The sequence below is a fragment of the Delftia sp. GW456-R20 genome, from assembly GCF_001622915.1.
Taxonomy (GTDB): domain Bacteria; phylum Pseudomonadota; class Gammaproteobacteria; order Burkholderiales; family Burkholderiaceae_C; genus Comamonas; species Comamonas acidovorans.
Genome location: NZ_LWCN01000004.1, coordinates 3,307,147 through 3,321,111 on the forward strand (window position 1 = coordinate 3,307,147; position 13,965 = coordinate 3,321,111).

The window sequence follows — 13,965 nt, forward strand, 5'->3', positions numbered from 1 at the left end:
CCGGGCCGAGCCTAGGCCTGGCGGGCCTTGCGCGGCTTCTTGCCGTCCGGCACGCTGACCGCGCGCACGCCGCCGAAGAACAGCTGGGACACCATGGTGCCAATGGCGTCATGGTCCAGCGTGCCGCCCGGCTTGAGCCAGGTGAAGGTCCAGTTGATCATGCCGAACAGCAGCATGGCCAGGGGCTTGCCCAGGGCGCTGTCGGCGGGCTCGCCGCGCACCTGGGCAATGGTCTGCGCAAAGGCCGCGACCACGCGGCGCTCCACGTCCAGGATGCGCTGCTGGTCTTCCTCGCGCAGGAAGCGCACGTCCTCGGTCAGCACGCGGTGGGCATTCTGGGCCTGGGCGTACTCCTGGCCGAAGCCGCGGATCAGCGCATGCAGGCGCTGCTCGGGATCGGCATGGGCCTGCAGGGTGTCGTTGACCAGGGCTTCGAGGCGCAGCACATGCTCTTCGGCAATGCGCACGGCCAGGTCGTGCTTGTCGATCACATAGTGGTAGAGCGTGGCCTTGGAGACGCCGCAGGCCGCAGCCACCTCGTTCATGGAAGTGCCCGCATAGCCGCGCTGCGCGAACAGCTGGGCGGCGTGGGAGAGAATCATTTCACGCTGGCCATCGTAGCCAGCAGGGTCACGTACGCGTGCCATGCGGCGGCGTCCTTTCGGTAGGTGTCGTTGCCAGGGTCCGCCCGTGCGGCCCGGGCCGGAATTATGGACGGCGCAGCGGCGCGCGCCCCCGCGATTACCAGTTTTCAGGGATATGCAAAGATGCGGGCTTCGCCCACAGTCGGGCGGCCATCCTGCCCCTTTTTACGCCCGCCGCTGCGCACGCCTTTTCCATGCCCGCCCACCTGCTTGTCCCAGAGTCCACGCTTCCGGCCCCGGTGCTGGTGGTGGAGGACGAGCCGCTGATCCGCCAGCGGCTGCAGTCCGTGCTGGGCCAGCTGGGCTACACGCCCGATGCCCTGCTGTTCGCCGGCTCCCTGGCCCAGGCCCGCGCCTGCCTGGCCGAGCCCGTGGCCCTGGCCCTGGTGGACCTGGGCCTGCCCGACGGCAGCGGCATCGACCTGATCGCCGAGATGCGCAGCGCAGACCCGGCCGTGGGCATCCTGGTGATCTCGGCCTGGAGCACGGAGGACGCCATCCTCGCGGCGCTGCGCGCAGGCGCCACCGGCTATGTGCTCAAGGAACGCGACGACCTGGAAGTGTCGCTGTCCATCCGCAGCGTGCTGCGCGGCGGCGCCCCCATCGACCCCTTCATCGCGCGCCGCGTGATCGCCGAGCTGCAGGGCGCGGCACCCGCCACGCCGGAGAGCACCGGCACCGAGTCCACGCTGAGCGCGCGCGAAAGCCAGATCCTGCGCCTGGTGGCCGACGGCCTGACCAACCGCGAGATCGCCGAGCAGCTGCACCTGTCGCGCTACACGGTGGAATGCCACATCAAGCACATCTACCGCAAGCTGGCCGTGTCCTCGCGCACGCGCGCCGTCAACACGGCACGCGTGCGCGGATTGCTGGGCTGACGGCCATGGGCGGGTGGCGCCGGTGGTTCGGCCCGGTGCGGCGCCTCGCCCTGGGCCTCGCCCTGAGCCTTGCGTTTCTCCTGTGCAGTACCTGCGCCTTGGCCCAGGCCTGCCTGCCGCAGATCCTGTCCATCCAGTCCGCCAAGGCCGCAGGCCAGGGACCGCCGCCCATGGCCAGCGCGGTACGCGACTGGCACAACGTGACCCTGCCCGACCACTGGCTGGACCGCTGGCCCGGCTACAGCGGCGCCGTCTGGTATCGCATCGACTGGCAGCGCGGCTGCCCTCACCCCGCTGCCGCCGCTGCCACCGCTCCCGCCGCCGCCGATCCCGTGGCGCTGGCCCTGCACTCCATGGTCATGGCCGGCGAGGTCTTCGTGAACGGCGACCTGCTGTGGCGCGACCGGCACCTGGTCGAGCCCCTGTCGCGCAGCTGGAACATGCCGCGCTTTTGGCTGCTGCCCGAATCCGCCCTGCATGCGGGCATCAACAGCGTGTGGATACGCGTGCACGGCCTGGCCGAGCAGACGCCGGGCCTGGGCGAGGTGCGCCTGGGCGAGCCCGAGGCGCTGCGCCAGTGGCACGAACAGACCTGGTGGAACCAGCGCACGCTGTTTGCCATGAACATCGTGGTCTCGCTGGTGCTGGGCGTGCTGTTCGCCTTTGCCTGGCTGCAGCGGCGCGCCAGCAAGGCCTTTGGCTGGTATGCGCTCAATGCCTTCTGCTGGGCGCTGTTCCTGGCCAATATCCTGGCCACCGAGGCCTGGCCCTTCCCCGACACCCTGGCCGTGGCACGCGGCAACCTGCTGGTCTTTTTGCTATTCGGCCAGAGCTTTTGCCTGTTCACCTGGCGCTTCGGCAGGCTGCACCTGCCCCGGCTGGAAAAGCTGCTGTGGGCGCTGACGCTGGCCGGCATGGCCGCCGCCATCTTCGCGCCCTGGTCGCTGGTGGACGGCGTGCTGCACATCGGCCTGTTGTACTTCGGCATCTGCGTGGCCGTGTCGCTGCACTTTCCGCTGCACGCCTGGCGCACGCGCGAGCCGGGCCACCTGGTCTACGCGGCCTGCCTGCTGGTCTTCCTGTGTGCGGGCCTGCACGACATGCTGGCGCTCAAGAAGGTGATTGGCCCCGCCACGCCCTGGATGCCCTATACCGCACCGCTGACCATGCTGGCCCTGTCCATGGTGCTGGGCCGGCAGTTCGTGCTCAGCATGCGCCGCATTGAGCAGTTCAACCAGGAGCTGACCGACAGCGTGGCGCGTGCCTGCGACGAGCTTGGCGGCACGCTGGCGCGCGAGCATGCGCTGGCGCTCAGCCACTCGCGGCTGCAGGAACGGATGCAGCTGGCGCACGACCTGCACGACAGCCTGGGCGGCTCCCTGGTGCGCTCCATCGCCATGGTGGAGCAGGCGGGCGGCCCCATGCACAACCGCCAGTTCCTGTCCGTGCTCAAGCTGCTGCGCGACGACCTGCGCCAGATGATCGACAGCGGCACCAGCGTCTCCGTCACCGTGCCGGACACGCCCCAGGCCTGGATCGCGCCGCTGCGCCACCGCTTTGCCAGCCTGTTCGACGCGCTGGACATGCAGTCCGACTGGCAGGTGCCTGCCGCCTGGCCGCAGCCGCCCGGTGCGCTGCAGTGCCTGGCGCTGACGCGCGTGCTGGAGGAAGCACTGGCCAATGTGATCAAGCACAGCCGCGCCCAGTGCGTGCAGGTGCAGCTGCAGTGGCCCGAGCCGCATTGGCTGATGCTGCGCATCACCGACGACGGCGCAGGCTTTGACGTGGCCGCCGTGCAGCAGGCCGGCATGGGCGTGGGCCTGCGCAGCATGCAGGCGCGCCTGCAGCGCCTGGGCGGCCATCTGGACATGGACTCAGAACCCGGCGCCACCGTGCTGGCCGCCTGGCTGCCCGTGCCCGGCGATCACCTGCACGAAGGCACGGAGCAGGCCACCCTCAGCGCGAAAAGCGCCCTATCCCCGCACTGACGCCGGCCGGGGTCAACACATCGTCGAAGTACTCCAGCGTGAGCTGGTTGCCGTCGAACGTGGCCTTGGACAGGCTGCCCGGCGAATCGCCCTCGGGCACGAAGCTGAAGACTTCGCCATCCCAGTGGCTGAGCAGCATGCGCTGCGAACCCAGGCTGACCTGCAGCCCCCCGCCACCCGTCTGCAGGCTGACCTGGGCCGGCCCGTAGAAGCGGTTGGCGTAGCTGCCCACATAGGCGCCCAGCGGCCGGGGCGGGCGCGGGAAAGGGGGCCGGGTCTTGCCTACCAGCTCGCCATGCGGCTGCATGATGGGTGCCAGCCGCTTGGTCCAGATGCTCTCCCAGTCCTGGCGCTGGCGGCCCCATTCGACCTGGTCCAGGAACTGCGAGACCACGATCTCGGGCACGCCGATGGGCATGCCGTTGGTCAGCACCACGATGCCCAGCTTGAGCTCGGGCATGACGGTGAAGCTGGTCGCGCTGCCCGTGCCGAAGGCACCCGAGTGGCTGTAGGTGGTGCGCCCCGCCTCGGACACGCCCACGTTGAAGCCGAAGCCGTAGTAGCGGGCGGGCTCGCCGTTGCCGGCCGGCGACTGCAGCATCTGCGGCGACAGCGCCGTGCGCAGGGCCTGCGCATCGACCACCTGGCGGCCCTCGAAGCGGCCCTCGTCCAGCAGCATGGTCATCCAGCGCGCCATGTCGCGCACCGTGGAGCTGACGCCGCCCGCAGCCGACTGCGCATCGGGCCGGCGCACGGGCCCCGCCTGCCACGCGCCGTTGACGCGCAGGTGGCCGGCCGCGCGGTTGGCGCGCGCCTCGAAATCGGCAAACAGCGAACTGGTCTGCGTCATGCCCAGCGGGCCGTAGACGGCCTGCTGCGACAGCGCCGCCCAGGACTGGCCCGCGATGGCAGCCACGGCCTCGGCGCCCGTGGTCAGGCCGAAGTTGCTGTAGGCGTACTGGGTGCCCACGGGCCGCAGCGGCAGGTAGCGCAGGCGCTCCAGGATCTGGCGCTGGCTGTAGCCCAGCTCCTCCAGCGCATCGCCGGCCTGGCCGGGCAGGCCTGAGCGGTGGGCATACATGTCGCCCACGGTGATGCGCTGGGCGGCATCTGCGTCCTCCAGCGTCCACCAGGGCAGGCCCTGCTGCACGCGCGTGTCCCAGGACACGCGGCGCTGGCCCACCTGCTGCGCCACCACGGTGGCGCCCACGGACTTGGAGACGGAGGCGAGCTGGAACACCGTGTCCGCATCCACGGCCAGCGACGAGCCCAGACGGCGCACGCCCATGCCCTGGGCATAGACCAGGCGGCCTTCATGCACCACCGCCACGGCCACGCCGGGCACGCCCGTGCGCCGCATCTGCGCGCGCACCTGGCCGTCGAGTTGATCGAGCGCACGCTTGACGCGGTCCGTCACGGGCGGATCGATGGGATCGCCCCAGGACACCTCGCCGTTGCATCCGGCCGTGGCCACGGCGCCCAGGGCCGCTCCCAGAAAATGCCGGCGCGCAAGAATCGATGAAGCCATGGGGTCTCCTGTGGTGCTGTCGTGAAGAACAAAAGGAAAAAGAAAAAGGGGCGGTTGTGCCGCCCCCCGTGACGATAGCAAAACGCGCCGGGCCGAATCCTGCCCGGCGTCAATCCGCATCAATGCCGCGTCAGTGCTGCATCAGTGCGGATCCACCGCCGCGATGATGCCGCCGCCCAGGCACACGTCGCCGTCGTAGAGCACGGCCGACTGGCCGGGCGTTACGGCCCATTGCGGCTCGGGAAAATCCAGCCGGAAGCCTTCGGGCGTGGCGCCCGAGATCAGGGCCGGCGAGTCGGGCTGGCGGTAGCGCGTCTTGGAGCCGTAGGCCTTGCCCTCGGCGGGCGCGTGGCCGGCCACCCAGCTGACCTGGTCGGCCAGCAGCGACTGCGACAGCAGCCAGGGGTGGTCATGGCCCTGCACCACGCGCAGCGTGTTGGTGTCCAGCTCCTTGCGCGCCACGAACCAGGGCTCGTGGTCGCCGCCACCGCGCGGCGCGCCCTTTTCCTTGACGCCGCCGATGCCCAGGCCCGAGCGCTGGCCCAGCGTGTAGAACGACAGGCCCACATGCTTGCCCAGCTTGCGGTTGCGGTCGTCGAGGATGTTGCCGGGCTCCTTGCTGATGTAGCGGTTCAGGAAGTCGCGGAACGGCCGCTCGCCGATGAAGCAGATGCCCGTGGAGTCCTTCTTCTTCGCGTTGGGCAGGCCGATCTCCTCGGCAATGCGGCGCACCTCGGTCTTCTTCAGCTCGCCCACGGGGAACATGGACTTGGACAGCTGGGCCTGGTTGAGGCGGTGCAGGAAGTAGCTCTGGTCCTTGGCCGGGTCCAGCCCCTTGAGCAGCTCGAACAGCTGCGTGTCGGGGTTCTGGCGCACGCGGGCGTAGTGGCCCGTGGCGATCTTCTCGGCGCCCAGGCGCATGGCGTGGTCCAGGAAGGCCTTGAACTTGATCTCGGCATTGCACAGCACATCGGGGTTGGGCGTGCGGCCGGCCTGGTATTCGCGCAGGAACTCTGCGAAGACGCGGTCCTTGTACTCGGAGGCGAAGTTCACATGCTCGATCTCGATGCCGACCACGTCGGCCACGGCGGCGGCATCGACGAAATCGACATTGGACGAGCAGTATTCGCTGTCGTCGTCATCTTCCCAGTTCTTCATGAAGATGCCGACCACTTCATGGCCCTGTTGCTTGAGGAGATGGGCCGTGACAGCGGAGTCCACACCGCCCGACAGGCCCACCACGACGCGGTGTTTAGTCATGGGCAGCGATTATCCCCGCGCCCTTCAAAGGCTGCGCGCCACGGGCTTTGCAGCCCTGCGCCAGCAGGAATAATGGCCCTCTTGCCCCCTAGGAAACGCCCGCATGCGCTACGACCTGACCGATCTCAAGCTGTTCATGGCCATCGCCCAGGCCGGCAATCTCTCGCGTGCCAGCCAGGCGCGGCACCTGACGCCCTCGGCCGCCAGCCAGCGCCTGCGCAACCTGGAGCAGGCCCTGGGCTGCCAGCTGTTCACGCGCGAGCACAAGGGCATGCGGCTGACCGAGGAAGGCCACGCCATGCTCGAGCATGCGCGCGGCGTGTTCGCCGCCATCGACGGCATGGAGGCCGAGGCCGCCCTGCTGGGCAGCAGCCTGCAGGGCAAGGCAACGCTGGCGGCCAACAGCTCCTCGCTGCACGGCTTCATCGGCCCGCACATCGGCGAGTTCCTGACCGCCTTTCCCGAGGTGAACCTGACCCTGGTCGAGCAGACCAGCGAGACGATTGCCGCCAGCGTGGCCGAGGGCGAGGCCGACCTGGGCGTCTACGCGGGCGAGTCCATGGCGGGCGCCGTGGCCTGCGAGACCTTTGCGCTGGACCGCCTGGTGGTGATCGCCCCGCCCGGCCATCCGCTGGTGCCCCAGCCGGGCGAGAGGCCAGAGGACGGCGAAGGCCCTTCCTGCCGGTTCTTCGACACCCTGTCCCATGCCTTCGTGGGCATGGCGCTGACCAGCAGCAACTACGCCTTTCTGCGCGAGCTGGCCAAGCGCCATGGCCGGCCGCTGCGCTGCCGCATCCACGTGGACGATTTCACCTCCATCGTGCGGCTGGTCTCGCAGGGCGTGGGCCTGGCCATCATTCCGCACAGCATCTACCGCAGGCTCGGCACCGCGCATGCGGTGGCCTGCCTGCCGCTGGAGGAAACCTGGGCACGGCGCCCGCTGCAGCTGGTGCGCTCCAGCGAACGGCCGCTGACGCCCACCGCGCAGCGGCTGCGCAGCTTTCTGAAAGGGCTGGCCGACAAGGCCTAGGCCCGGGTTCAGGGCTGGGGCTGGGGCTGGGCCTTGGCCTGCTTGCGCTCCAGGAAGGCATTCATGTGGTGCTGCGGCTCGCCCGTGTTGAAGGCCGCGCCGAACTCGGCCACGCTGTCGGTGATGGCCGAGTCCACGCCCATGCCCTCCCAGCGGCGCAGCAGGCGCTTTTGCTGGCGCAGCGCCTCGATGCCGATCCCGCCCAGCCCCTCGGCAATCTGCGCGATGCGCGCATCGAGCTGGTCGCCGGGCACGCATTCGTTGAGCAAGCCCCAGCGCTCGGCCTGCAGGGCGCCGATGTTCTCGCCCGTGAGCAGCAGCCAGCTGGCGCGCGTGCCGCCGATCTGCGCGGGCATCATGGCCGCGTGGATCACCGAGGGAATGCCGACCTTGACCTCGGGCATGCCCACCACGGCATCATCGGCCGCGATGCGCAGGTCGGCCGCCATGGCCAGCTCCAGCCCGCCGCCCAGCGTATGGCCCTGCAGCCGGGCGATCACGGGCACGGGAAAATGCCGCACCGCGTTGCACAGGTCGCGCAGCCCGCTGATGAAGGCGCGTGCCGAGGCGGCGTTGAGCGACGCCATCTCGCGGATATCGGCCCCTGCCACGAAGGCGCGCGTGCCCGATCCGCGCAGCACCAGGCAGTGCAGATCGGGGCGCTCGGCCAGCTCGGCCAATTGCGCGGTCAGCGCGCGGATCACGGGCGTGCCCAGAATGTTCAGCGGCCCGCCGCCGGTGATGGTGAGCACGGCGGTCTGCGGGGTGGGAAAGGTCACTTGTGCATGCACGGCAGATCTCCTCAAAGTTTCTCGAATCCGATGTCGCGGATCAGCTGGGACCAGGCGCGGTTGGAGCGCTCCACCGTCTGCCTGAATTGCGCAGGCTCCTGGAAGTCCACGACGGCGCCCTGCTGCTCTATGGTCTTGATCAGCTCGGGCTTTTGCAAGGTCTTGCGCATGGCTTCGCTGAGCCTGGCAAGAATGGCGGGATCGAGCCTGGCAGGCGCGCCCAGGCCATACCAGGACATGTCGTTCATGGGCTTGAGACCGGCCTCGGCATAGGTGGGCACGCCCGGCAGGGCCGGCAGGCGCACGGGGCTGGACACGGCCAGCGCACGCAGCTGGCCGCCCGCGATCAGCGCAGCGGAAGACGGCATGTTGTCGAACACCACATCGAGCTGCCCCGCCATCAGGTCGTTGAGCGCCGGCCCCAGGCCCTTGTAGGGCACATGGGTGAGGGTGGTGCCCGTGGTGCTGCCGAACAGCGCACCGCTCAGGTGGCTGAGCCCGCCATTGCCCGAGGAGCCGTAGTTGAGCTTGCCCGGCGCGGCGCGCGCCGCGTCGCTCACATCCCTGGCGCTCTTGTAGGCCGAGCCTGCGCTGACCACCATCACGCCCGGTACGTTGGCGATGTTGGTGATGGGGGTGAAGTCCTTCACCGGGTCATACGCGGGCTTGGCGTAGACGTTGGGATTCACGGCATGCGAGCTCTCCACCATCATCACCAGGGTGTAGCCATCGGCCGGCTGCTTGGCCGCATAGGCCGAGCCCGTGCTGCCGCCCGCGCCGGGGCGGTTTTCCACCACCACGGGCTGGCCCAGCGTCTCGCCCAGGTAGCGGGCCGCCACGCGCGCGATCACATCGGTGGCGCCGCCCACCGCATAGGGCACGACCAGGCGTACGGGCCGCTCGGGATAGCTTCCTGCCCCCGCCGCCCCCGCCGCCCCGGCCGCCCCTGCCGCCCCCGCTGCATACGCCAGCGGCATCCCCGCCAGCGCGGCGGCTGCCACGGCGGCCTTCAGTGCTTTCATGCGTTTCGTCATCCTTGTCTCCTTCTTGGCTTGTCGATGTCTAGGGATTCAGAGGTCCTGCGGCGCCGTACCGAGCACCGGCGGCGGCGGCACCTGGGCGCCGCTGCCGGCCGGCACCATGGGGTTGCGCACCAGCTTCAGCGTGCCCAGCTGCGGGTGCTCCACCGTCTGCAGCATCTGGCGGTGCCGGACCTGCGGATGGGCGAAGACCTGCTCCATGGTGTTGATGCAGCCCCAGGGCACCTGGGCGGTGTCCAGCGCATCGGTCAGGGCCTGCAGCGGCCAGCGGCCCAGCGCCGCGCGCAGCAGCGGGCGCAGCTGCGCCATGCCGGTCAGGCGCGCGGCATTGGTGGCAAAGCGCGCGTCCAGGTGCCAGTCCGTGCCCAGCACGGAGCACAGGGCGGCGAACTGCCCGTCATTGCCGATGGCTAGGATGAAATGCCCGTCTTCGCAGGCAAACACCTCGTAGGGCGCGCAATTGGGATGGGCGTTGCCCGTGCGGCGCGGGTTCTCGCCGCTGACCAGGTAGTTGGCCGCCTGGTTGGCATTCATGGCCACGGCCACGTCCAGCAGGGCCAGGTCGATGTGCTGGCCACGCCCCGTGCGCTGGCGCTGCACCACGGCCGCCAGCACGGCGCTGGTGGCATACATGCCCGTCATCAGGTCCACCACGGCCACGCCCGTGCGCAGCGGGCCCGCGCCCTCCTCGCCATCGGCCACGCCCGTGTAGCCCATGAGGCCGCCCAGCCCCTGGAACACATAGTCGTAGCCGGGCTTGTGCGCAAACGGGCCGCTCTGGCCGAAGCCCGTGATCGACAGGTAGATCAGCCCGGGGTTGATGGCAGCCAGCGCCGCGTAGTCCAGCCCGTGGCGTGCCAGCGCGCCGGCCTTGTAGTTTTCCACCAGCACGTCGGCATCGCGGATCTGGCGCAGCAGCCAGGCATGAGAGGCCGGCTCGGTGAAGTCCAGCGCCACCGACTGCTTGCCGCGGTTGCAGGACAGGAAATAGGCCGACACGGCCTCGCCACCGGGGGCCTGCACGAAGGGCGGGCCCCAGGCGCGCGTGTCGTCGCCCGTGCCGGGACGCTCGATCTTGAGTACCGATGCGCCCAGGTCGGCAAGGTTCTGGGTGCACCAGGGTCCCGCCAGGATGCGGGACAGGTCCACCACGCGCAGGCCGTCGAGGGCGCTGGACAGTCCATGGGTTTGTTGCATGGACTCCATGCTCGCGGCATGGCGCGCGGTGGTCCATCGGTCATTGCTTCACGCAGCGTTCGCGGAAACTGCATGCCCCGCGTAGGGGATGGCTTCCTCCACCGTTTCCCAGATGAACCGGCCCGACGGGCTTTGCTGCTCCTCCACCACATGCGCCACCAGCCCCGCCGCCCGCGAGATGACGGCAAAGCCGCGCATCACGGCCGTGGGCACGCCGATCTCGCCCAGCAGGGCGGCCACGGCCCCCGTGGCATTGATGGTGATGGGCCGGCCCGCTGCGGCGTCCACGGCGGCAGAGAGGATTTCGAGCGCGCGGATTCTGCTGCCCGCCAGTTCGGGTTCGGCGCGGCCCATGTCCAGCAGCTTGTAGGCGCGCGGGTCCACGGGCTTGTGCAGGTGGTGGCCAAAGCCGGGCACGGGGCTTTTCAACGCCTTGTGGTGCCGGGCGATGACGCGGGCCTCGGCCTCGGGGTCGGCGGCGGCGGCGATGCGGTCGAGCAGCGCGGCGCAGTTCTCCATGGTGCCCACGAAGGAGCTGCCCACGGCCAGCAGGCCGGCCGAGACGGCGCCCTGCAGGTTCTCGGGCGCGCTCATGTAGATGAGGCGCGTGGCGATGGCGCTGGGCGTGAGGCCATGCTCCATGAGCACGATGAGCACCACATCGGCGATGCGCAGGTCCACGGGGCGCGGCGTGCGGCCCAGGATCTGCATCAGCATCACCTCGGTGAAGGTCTTCTTGCCCATCAGGTCCTCGACCAGGTCGGCATCGCGGTAATGCAGGCTGGTGAGGGTGTGGGTGCACAGGCGGGTGACGGGGGGTTGGGGGGTTGCCATGGCCAGGGTCTCCTTGTGATGGTGTGCGGGATCAACGGGGTGCCAGCGCAAGCTCGCGCACGGCCGTCTTGAGCAGCTTGCCCACGGGCGAGCGCGGCAGGCTGGCGTGAAAGTGGATGCGCTTGGGTGTCTGCACGGGGCCCAGTCGCTGGCGCACGAAGGCGAGCAGCTCGGCCTCGTCCGGCCGCTGGTCGGGGCGCAGTTCGGCGCGCAATTGCACGGCGGCCTGCACGGCCTCGCCCCAGTGGTCGTCGGGGATGCCGAAGACCACGCACTCATGCACGGCCGGGTGCTGGCCCAGGGCGTTTTCCACATCCACGGGATAGACGTTGAAGCCGCCCGTGATGACCAGGTCCTTCAGGCGGTCCTTGAGGTGCAGGTAGCCCTGCGCATCGATCAGGCCCCGGTCCCCCGTGTGCAGCCAGCCGTTCACCAGGGTCTCGGCCGTCTTGCTTGGCAGGCGCCAGTAGCCGCTCATCAGCAGATCGCCGCGCGCCACGACCTCGCCCACCTCGCCCCGGGGCAGCAGGCGGCCGTCGGGCGCCATGATGGCCAGGTCGCTGAACCAGGTGGCCCGGCCCACGGAGGTCCACAGGCCTTCGTCCTCGAAGTCCTCGGGCCGCATGGCCGTGAGGATCTGCGGCGCCTCGGTCTGGCCATAGGTGGTGGCCAGCACGGGGCCGAAGAAGGCGCGCACCTGGCGGATTTTCTCGGGCGGCATGGCGGCGCCGCCGTAGATGAGGCGGCGCAGGCCGGGGAAGTCCGCACGGCTGGCGCCCGGCAGCGCCATCAGCATGTAGATCAGGGTGGGCGGCATGAAGCACACGGTGCCGCCGCGCAGGGCAAAGGCGCTGCGCACGGCCTCGGCACCCGCACCATCCAGCAGCACATGGCAGCCGCCCTGCGCCAGGATGGGCAGCAGGTAGGTGGACGTGCCATGCGTGATGGGCGCGGCCATGACGTAGCGGTCATGCTCATCGAACCCCCAGGCCTGGATCTGGTTGGCAATGCCGGCCATCCAGGCGCGGCAGGGCTGCATCACGCCCTTGGGCAGGCCCGTGGTGCCGCCCGTGAACTTGATGGCCTGGATGGCATCGGCGGGCAGGTCGGGTGTCACAGGCAAAGCGCCGGTCTGCGCCTGCTCCAGGGCCGCCGTGCCCTCGCCCAGCACCAGGTGGATGCCCGGCGCCCCTTGCACCAGTGCAGCGCCGCCCGCATCGCACAGCACGATGGAAGGCTCGGTGGCATCGATGATGCGGCGCACCTCGAACTGCGTGCTCTTGGGATTGAGCGGCACCCAGACCTTGCCGCTGGCCATCACCGCCAGAAGGGCGGCGATATGGTCTGCGCTGTTGCCCGCGCAGATGCCCACGCGGCTTTGCACGGCGGGCTCCAGCGCCTGCAGGCCGGCCGCCAGCGCGGCCACCTTGCGGGCCAGCGCGTCATAGCGGATGCAGCCGCCCGGCGCGTCGATGGCGATGCGCTGCGGCCAGCGCTCGGCCGCGCGCCAGAAAAAATCAATGGGTTGCATGGGGGTTGTCTCCTTGTGGGGCGGTTGTGTTGAGCTTTTGCCGAACGTGTGCCGAACTACTGGGCGGTGGCGCCCGAGGCCTTGACCACCTCGCGCCAGCGCTTGATCTCCGACGCCGCAAAGCTGCGCATCTGCGCCGGGGTGCCGGGCTCGGGCGTGGCAGCCATCTCGCCCAGGCGCTGGCGCAGCTCGGGTGCGGCCAGGGCGGTGTTCAGGGCATGGTTCAGGCGCTCGATCACTGCGGGCGGCGTGCCCGCAGGGGCGGCCAGGCCGAACCAAGACTGCACGTCGAAGCCCGCATAGCCCGACTCCGCCAGCGTGGGCACATCGGGCAGCAGCGCCGAGCGCCGGGCGCTGGTGATGGCGATCGCGCGCAGCTTGCCGGCCTGCACATGGGGCAGGGCCGAGGGCGCGTTGTCGAACATGGAATCCACCTGCCCGCCCAGCAGGTCGGTGATGGCCGGTGCGCTGCCGCGGTAGGGCACGTGCAGCATGCGCAGGCCCGACAGCTGCCGGAACATCTCGCCCGACAGGTGGATCGACGAGCCGCTGCCCGACGAGGCGAAGCTGATGCCCTGCGCACTCTGCCGGGCGTAGCGCACATAGTCGGCCACGTTCTGTATGGGCAGGCGCGGATTGACCACGAGGATGTTGGGAATCTTGGCGATCAGGCCGATGGGCTCGAAGTCCTTGACCGGGTCATAGCCGAGCCGGGGGTAGAGCGAGGCATTGATGGTGTTGGCAATGGTGTAGACATACAGCGTGTAGCCGTCCGCAGGTGCCCGCGCCACGGCCTCGGCCCCCACATTGCTGTTGGCGCCCGTGCGGTTGTCCACCACCACGCTCTGGCCCAGCTGCTCGCCCATCCTGGCGGCCACCAGGCGTGCGATCACGTCGGTGGCGCCACCGGCCGCATAGCCCACCACGAGCCGCACGGACCGGGCAGGCCAGGCCGCCGGCTGCGCAAGCACGGGCGCGGGCGCCAACGCCACGGTCGCGACGGTCGCGGCGGCCATGCCGGCCAGTGCGCAGGTGAAGGAACAGGCCAGCAGGCGCCGGCGCGCCCACGGATTGAAACGGGCAGGGATTGTCATGTCTTGTCTCCAGGTGATCGTTCTGATGTCTGCTTATGTCTGCTTATGTCTGCTTATGTCCGCTTATGTCTGCCTGTGTGGGCTTTCGACGGCCTGCGGCACACTGCGCGCTGCACGCAGGCCCTTTTCTGCCCTGCCTGCAATCACCGG

The 13,965-nt window shown here is 69.7% G+C and carries 12 protein-coding genes; 3 read left to right on the forward strand and 9 right to left on the reverse strand.

From position 1 onward, the window contains the following. Positions 1 to 11: 11 nt before the first annotated feature. Positions 12 to 647: a TetR/AcrR family transcriptional regulator gene (locus A4F85_RS20095; RefSeq protein ID WP_034389704.1), complete on the reverse strand. Its 636-nt coding sequence runs from the start codon at positions 645 to 647 to the stop codon at positions 12 to 14. Between the two features lie 191 nt (positions 648 to 838). Between A4F85_RS20095 and A4F85_RS20100 the strand changes: the two genes are divergently transcribed. Together A4F85_RS20100 and A4F85_RS20105 are read left to right on the forward strand one after the other, a co-directional pair. Continuing rightward, positions 839 to 1,522: a LuxR C-terminal-related transcriptional regulator gene (locus tag A4F85_RS20100; RefSeq protein ID WP_016449578.1), complete on the forward strand. Its 684-nt coding sequence runs from the start codon at positions 839 to 841 to the stop codon at positions 1,520 to 1,522. Positions 1,523 to 1,527: 5 nt separating this feature from the next. Further along, positions 1,528 to 3,510 (forward strand): sensor histidine kinase, encoded by a 1,983-nt coding sequence (locus A4F85_RS20105; protein ID WP_063327545.1) that lies wholly within the window; start codon positions 1,528 to 1,530, stop codon positions 3,508 to 3,510. Here A4F85_RS20105 and A4F85_RS20110 read toward each other — a convergent pair. Continuing rightward, the gene (locus A4F85_RS20110; protein WP_063327546.1) at positions 3,479 to 5,038 is read right to left on the reverse strand and encodes a serine hydrolase; all 1,560 of its coding nucleotides are present in this window, start codon (positions 5,036 to 5,038) and stop codon (positions 3,479 to 3,481) included. The two genes, A4F85_RS20105 and A4F85_RS20110, sit on opposite strands and share 32 nt — an antisense overlap. A gap of 141 nt (positions 5,039 to 5,179) precedes the next feature. Next, entirely contained in the window at positions 5,180 to 6,298 is a 1,119-nt protein-coding gene (mnmA, locus tag A4F85_RS20115) for a tRNA 2-thiouridine(34) synthase MnmA (RefSeq protein ID WP_063327547.1), read from the reverse strand. Between the two features lie 103 nt (positions 6,299 to 6,401). On the opposite strand from mnmA, the gene A4F85_RS20120 reads away from it, so the two are divergent. Then, complete coding sequence (locus tag A4F85_RS20120; protein ID WP_063327548.1) at positions 6,402 to 7,328, forward strand: LysR substrate-binding domain-containing protein; 927 nt, start codon at positions 6,402 to 6,404, stop codon at positions 7,326 to 7,328. Between the two features lie 8 nt (positions 7,329 to 7,336). On the opposite strand, the gene A4F85_RS20125 is transcribed toward A4F85_RS20120, so the two are convergent. Genes A4F85_RS20125 through A4F85_RS20150 form a run of 6 tightly spaced genes read right to left on the reverse strand, consistent with a single transcriptional unit; the run spans position 7,337 to position 13,815 of the window. Beyond that, positions 7,337 to 8,119, reverse strand: a complete 783-nt coding sequence (locus A4F85_RS20125; RefSeq protein WP_047219068.1) for an enoyl-CoA hydratase — start codon at positions 8,117 to 8,119, stop codon at positions 7,337 to 7,339. A gap of 11 nt (positions 8,120 to 8,130) precedes the next feature. After that, positions 8,131 to 9,153 carry a Bug family tripartite tricarboxylate transporter substrate binding protein gene (locus A4F85_RS20130; protein WP_063327549.1) on the reverse strand — a complete coding sequence of 341 codons (1,023 nt, stop codon included), beginning with the start codon at positions 9,151 to 9,153 and terminating at the stop codon, positions 8,131 to 8,133. Between the two features lie 36 nt (positions 9,154 to 9,189). Beyond that, positions 9,190 to 10,356 (reverse strand): CaiB/BaiF CoA transferase family protein, encoded by a 1,167-nt coding sequence (locus A4F85_RS20135; RefSeq protein ID WP_175403287.1) that lies wholly within the window; start codon positions 10,354 to 10,356, stop codon positions 9,190 to 9,192. Positions 10,357 to 10,404: 48 nt separating this feature from the next. Next, entirely contained in the window at positions 10,405 to 11,190 is a 786-nt protein-coding gene (locus A4F85_RS20140; protein ID WP_063328042.1) for a citryl-CoA lyase, read from the reverse strand. A gap of 31 nt (positions 11,191 to 11,221) precedes the next feature. Then, on the reverse strand, positions 11,222 to 12,721 hold the full coding sequence (locus A4F85_RS20145; RefSeq protein WP_063327551.1) for a class I adenylate-forming enzyme family protein: 1,500 nt from the start codon (positions 12,719 to 12,721) through the stop codon (positions 11,222 to 11,224). 56 nt (positions 12,722 to 12,777) lie between these two features. After that, positions 12,778 to 13,815 (reverse strand): tripartite tricarboxylate transporter substrate binding protein, encoded by a 1,038-nt coding sequence (locus tag A4F85_RS20150; RefSeq protein WP_063327552.1) that lies wholly within the window; start codon positions 13,813 to 13,815, stop codon positions 12,778 to 12,780. Positions 13,816 to 13,965: the final 150 nt, after the last annotated feature.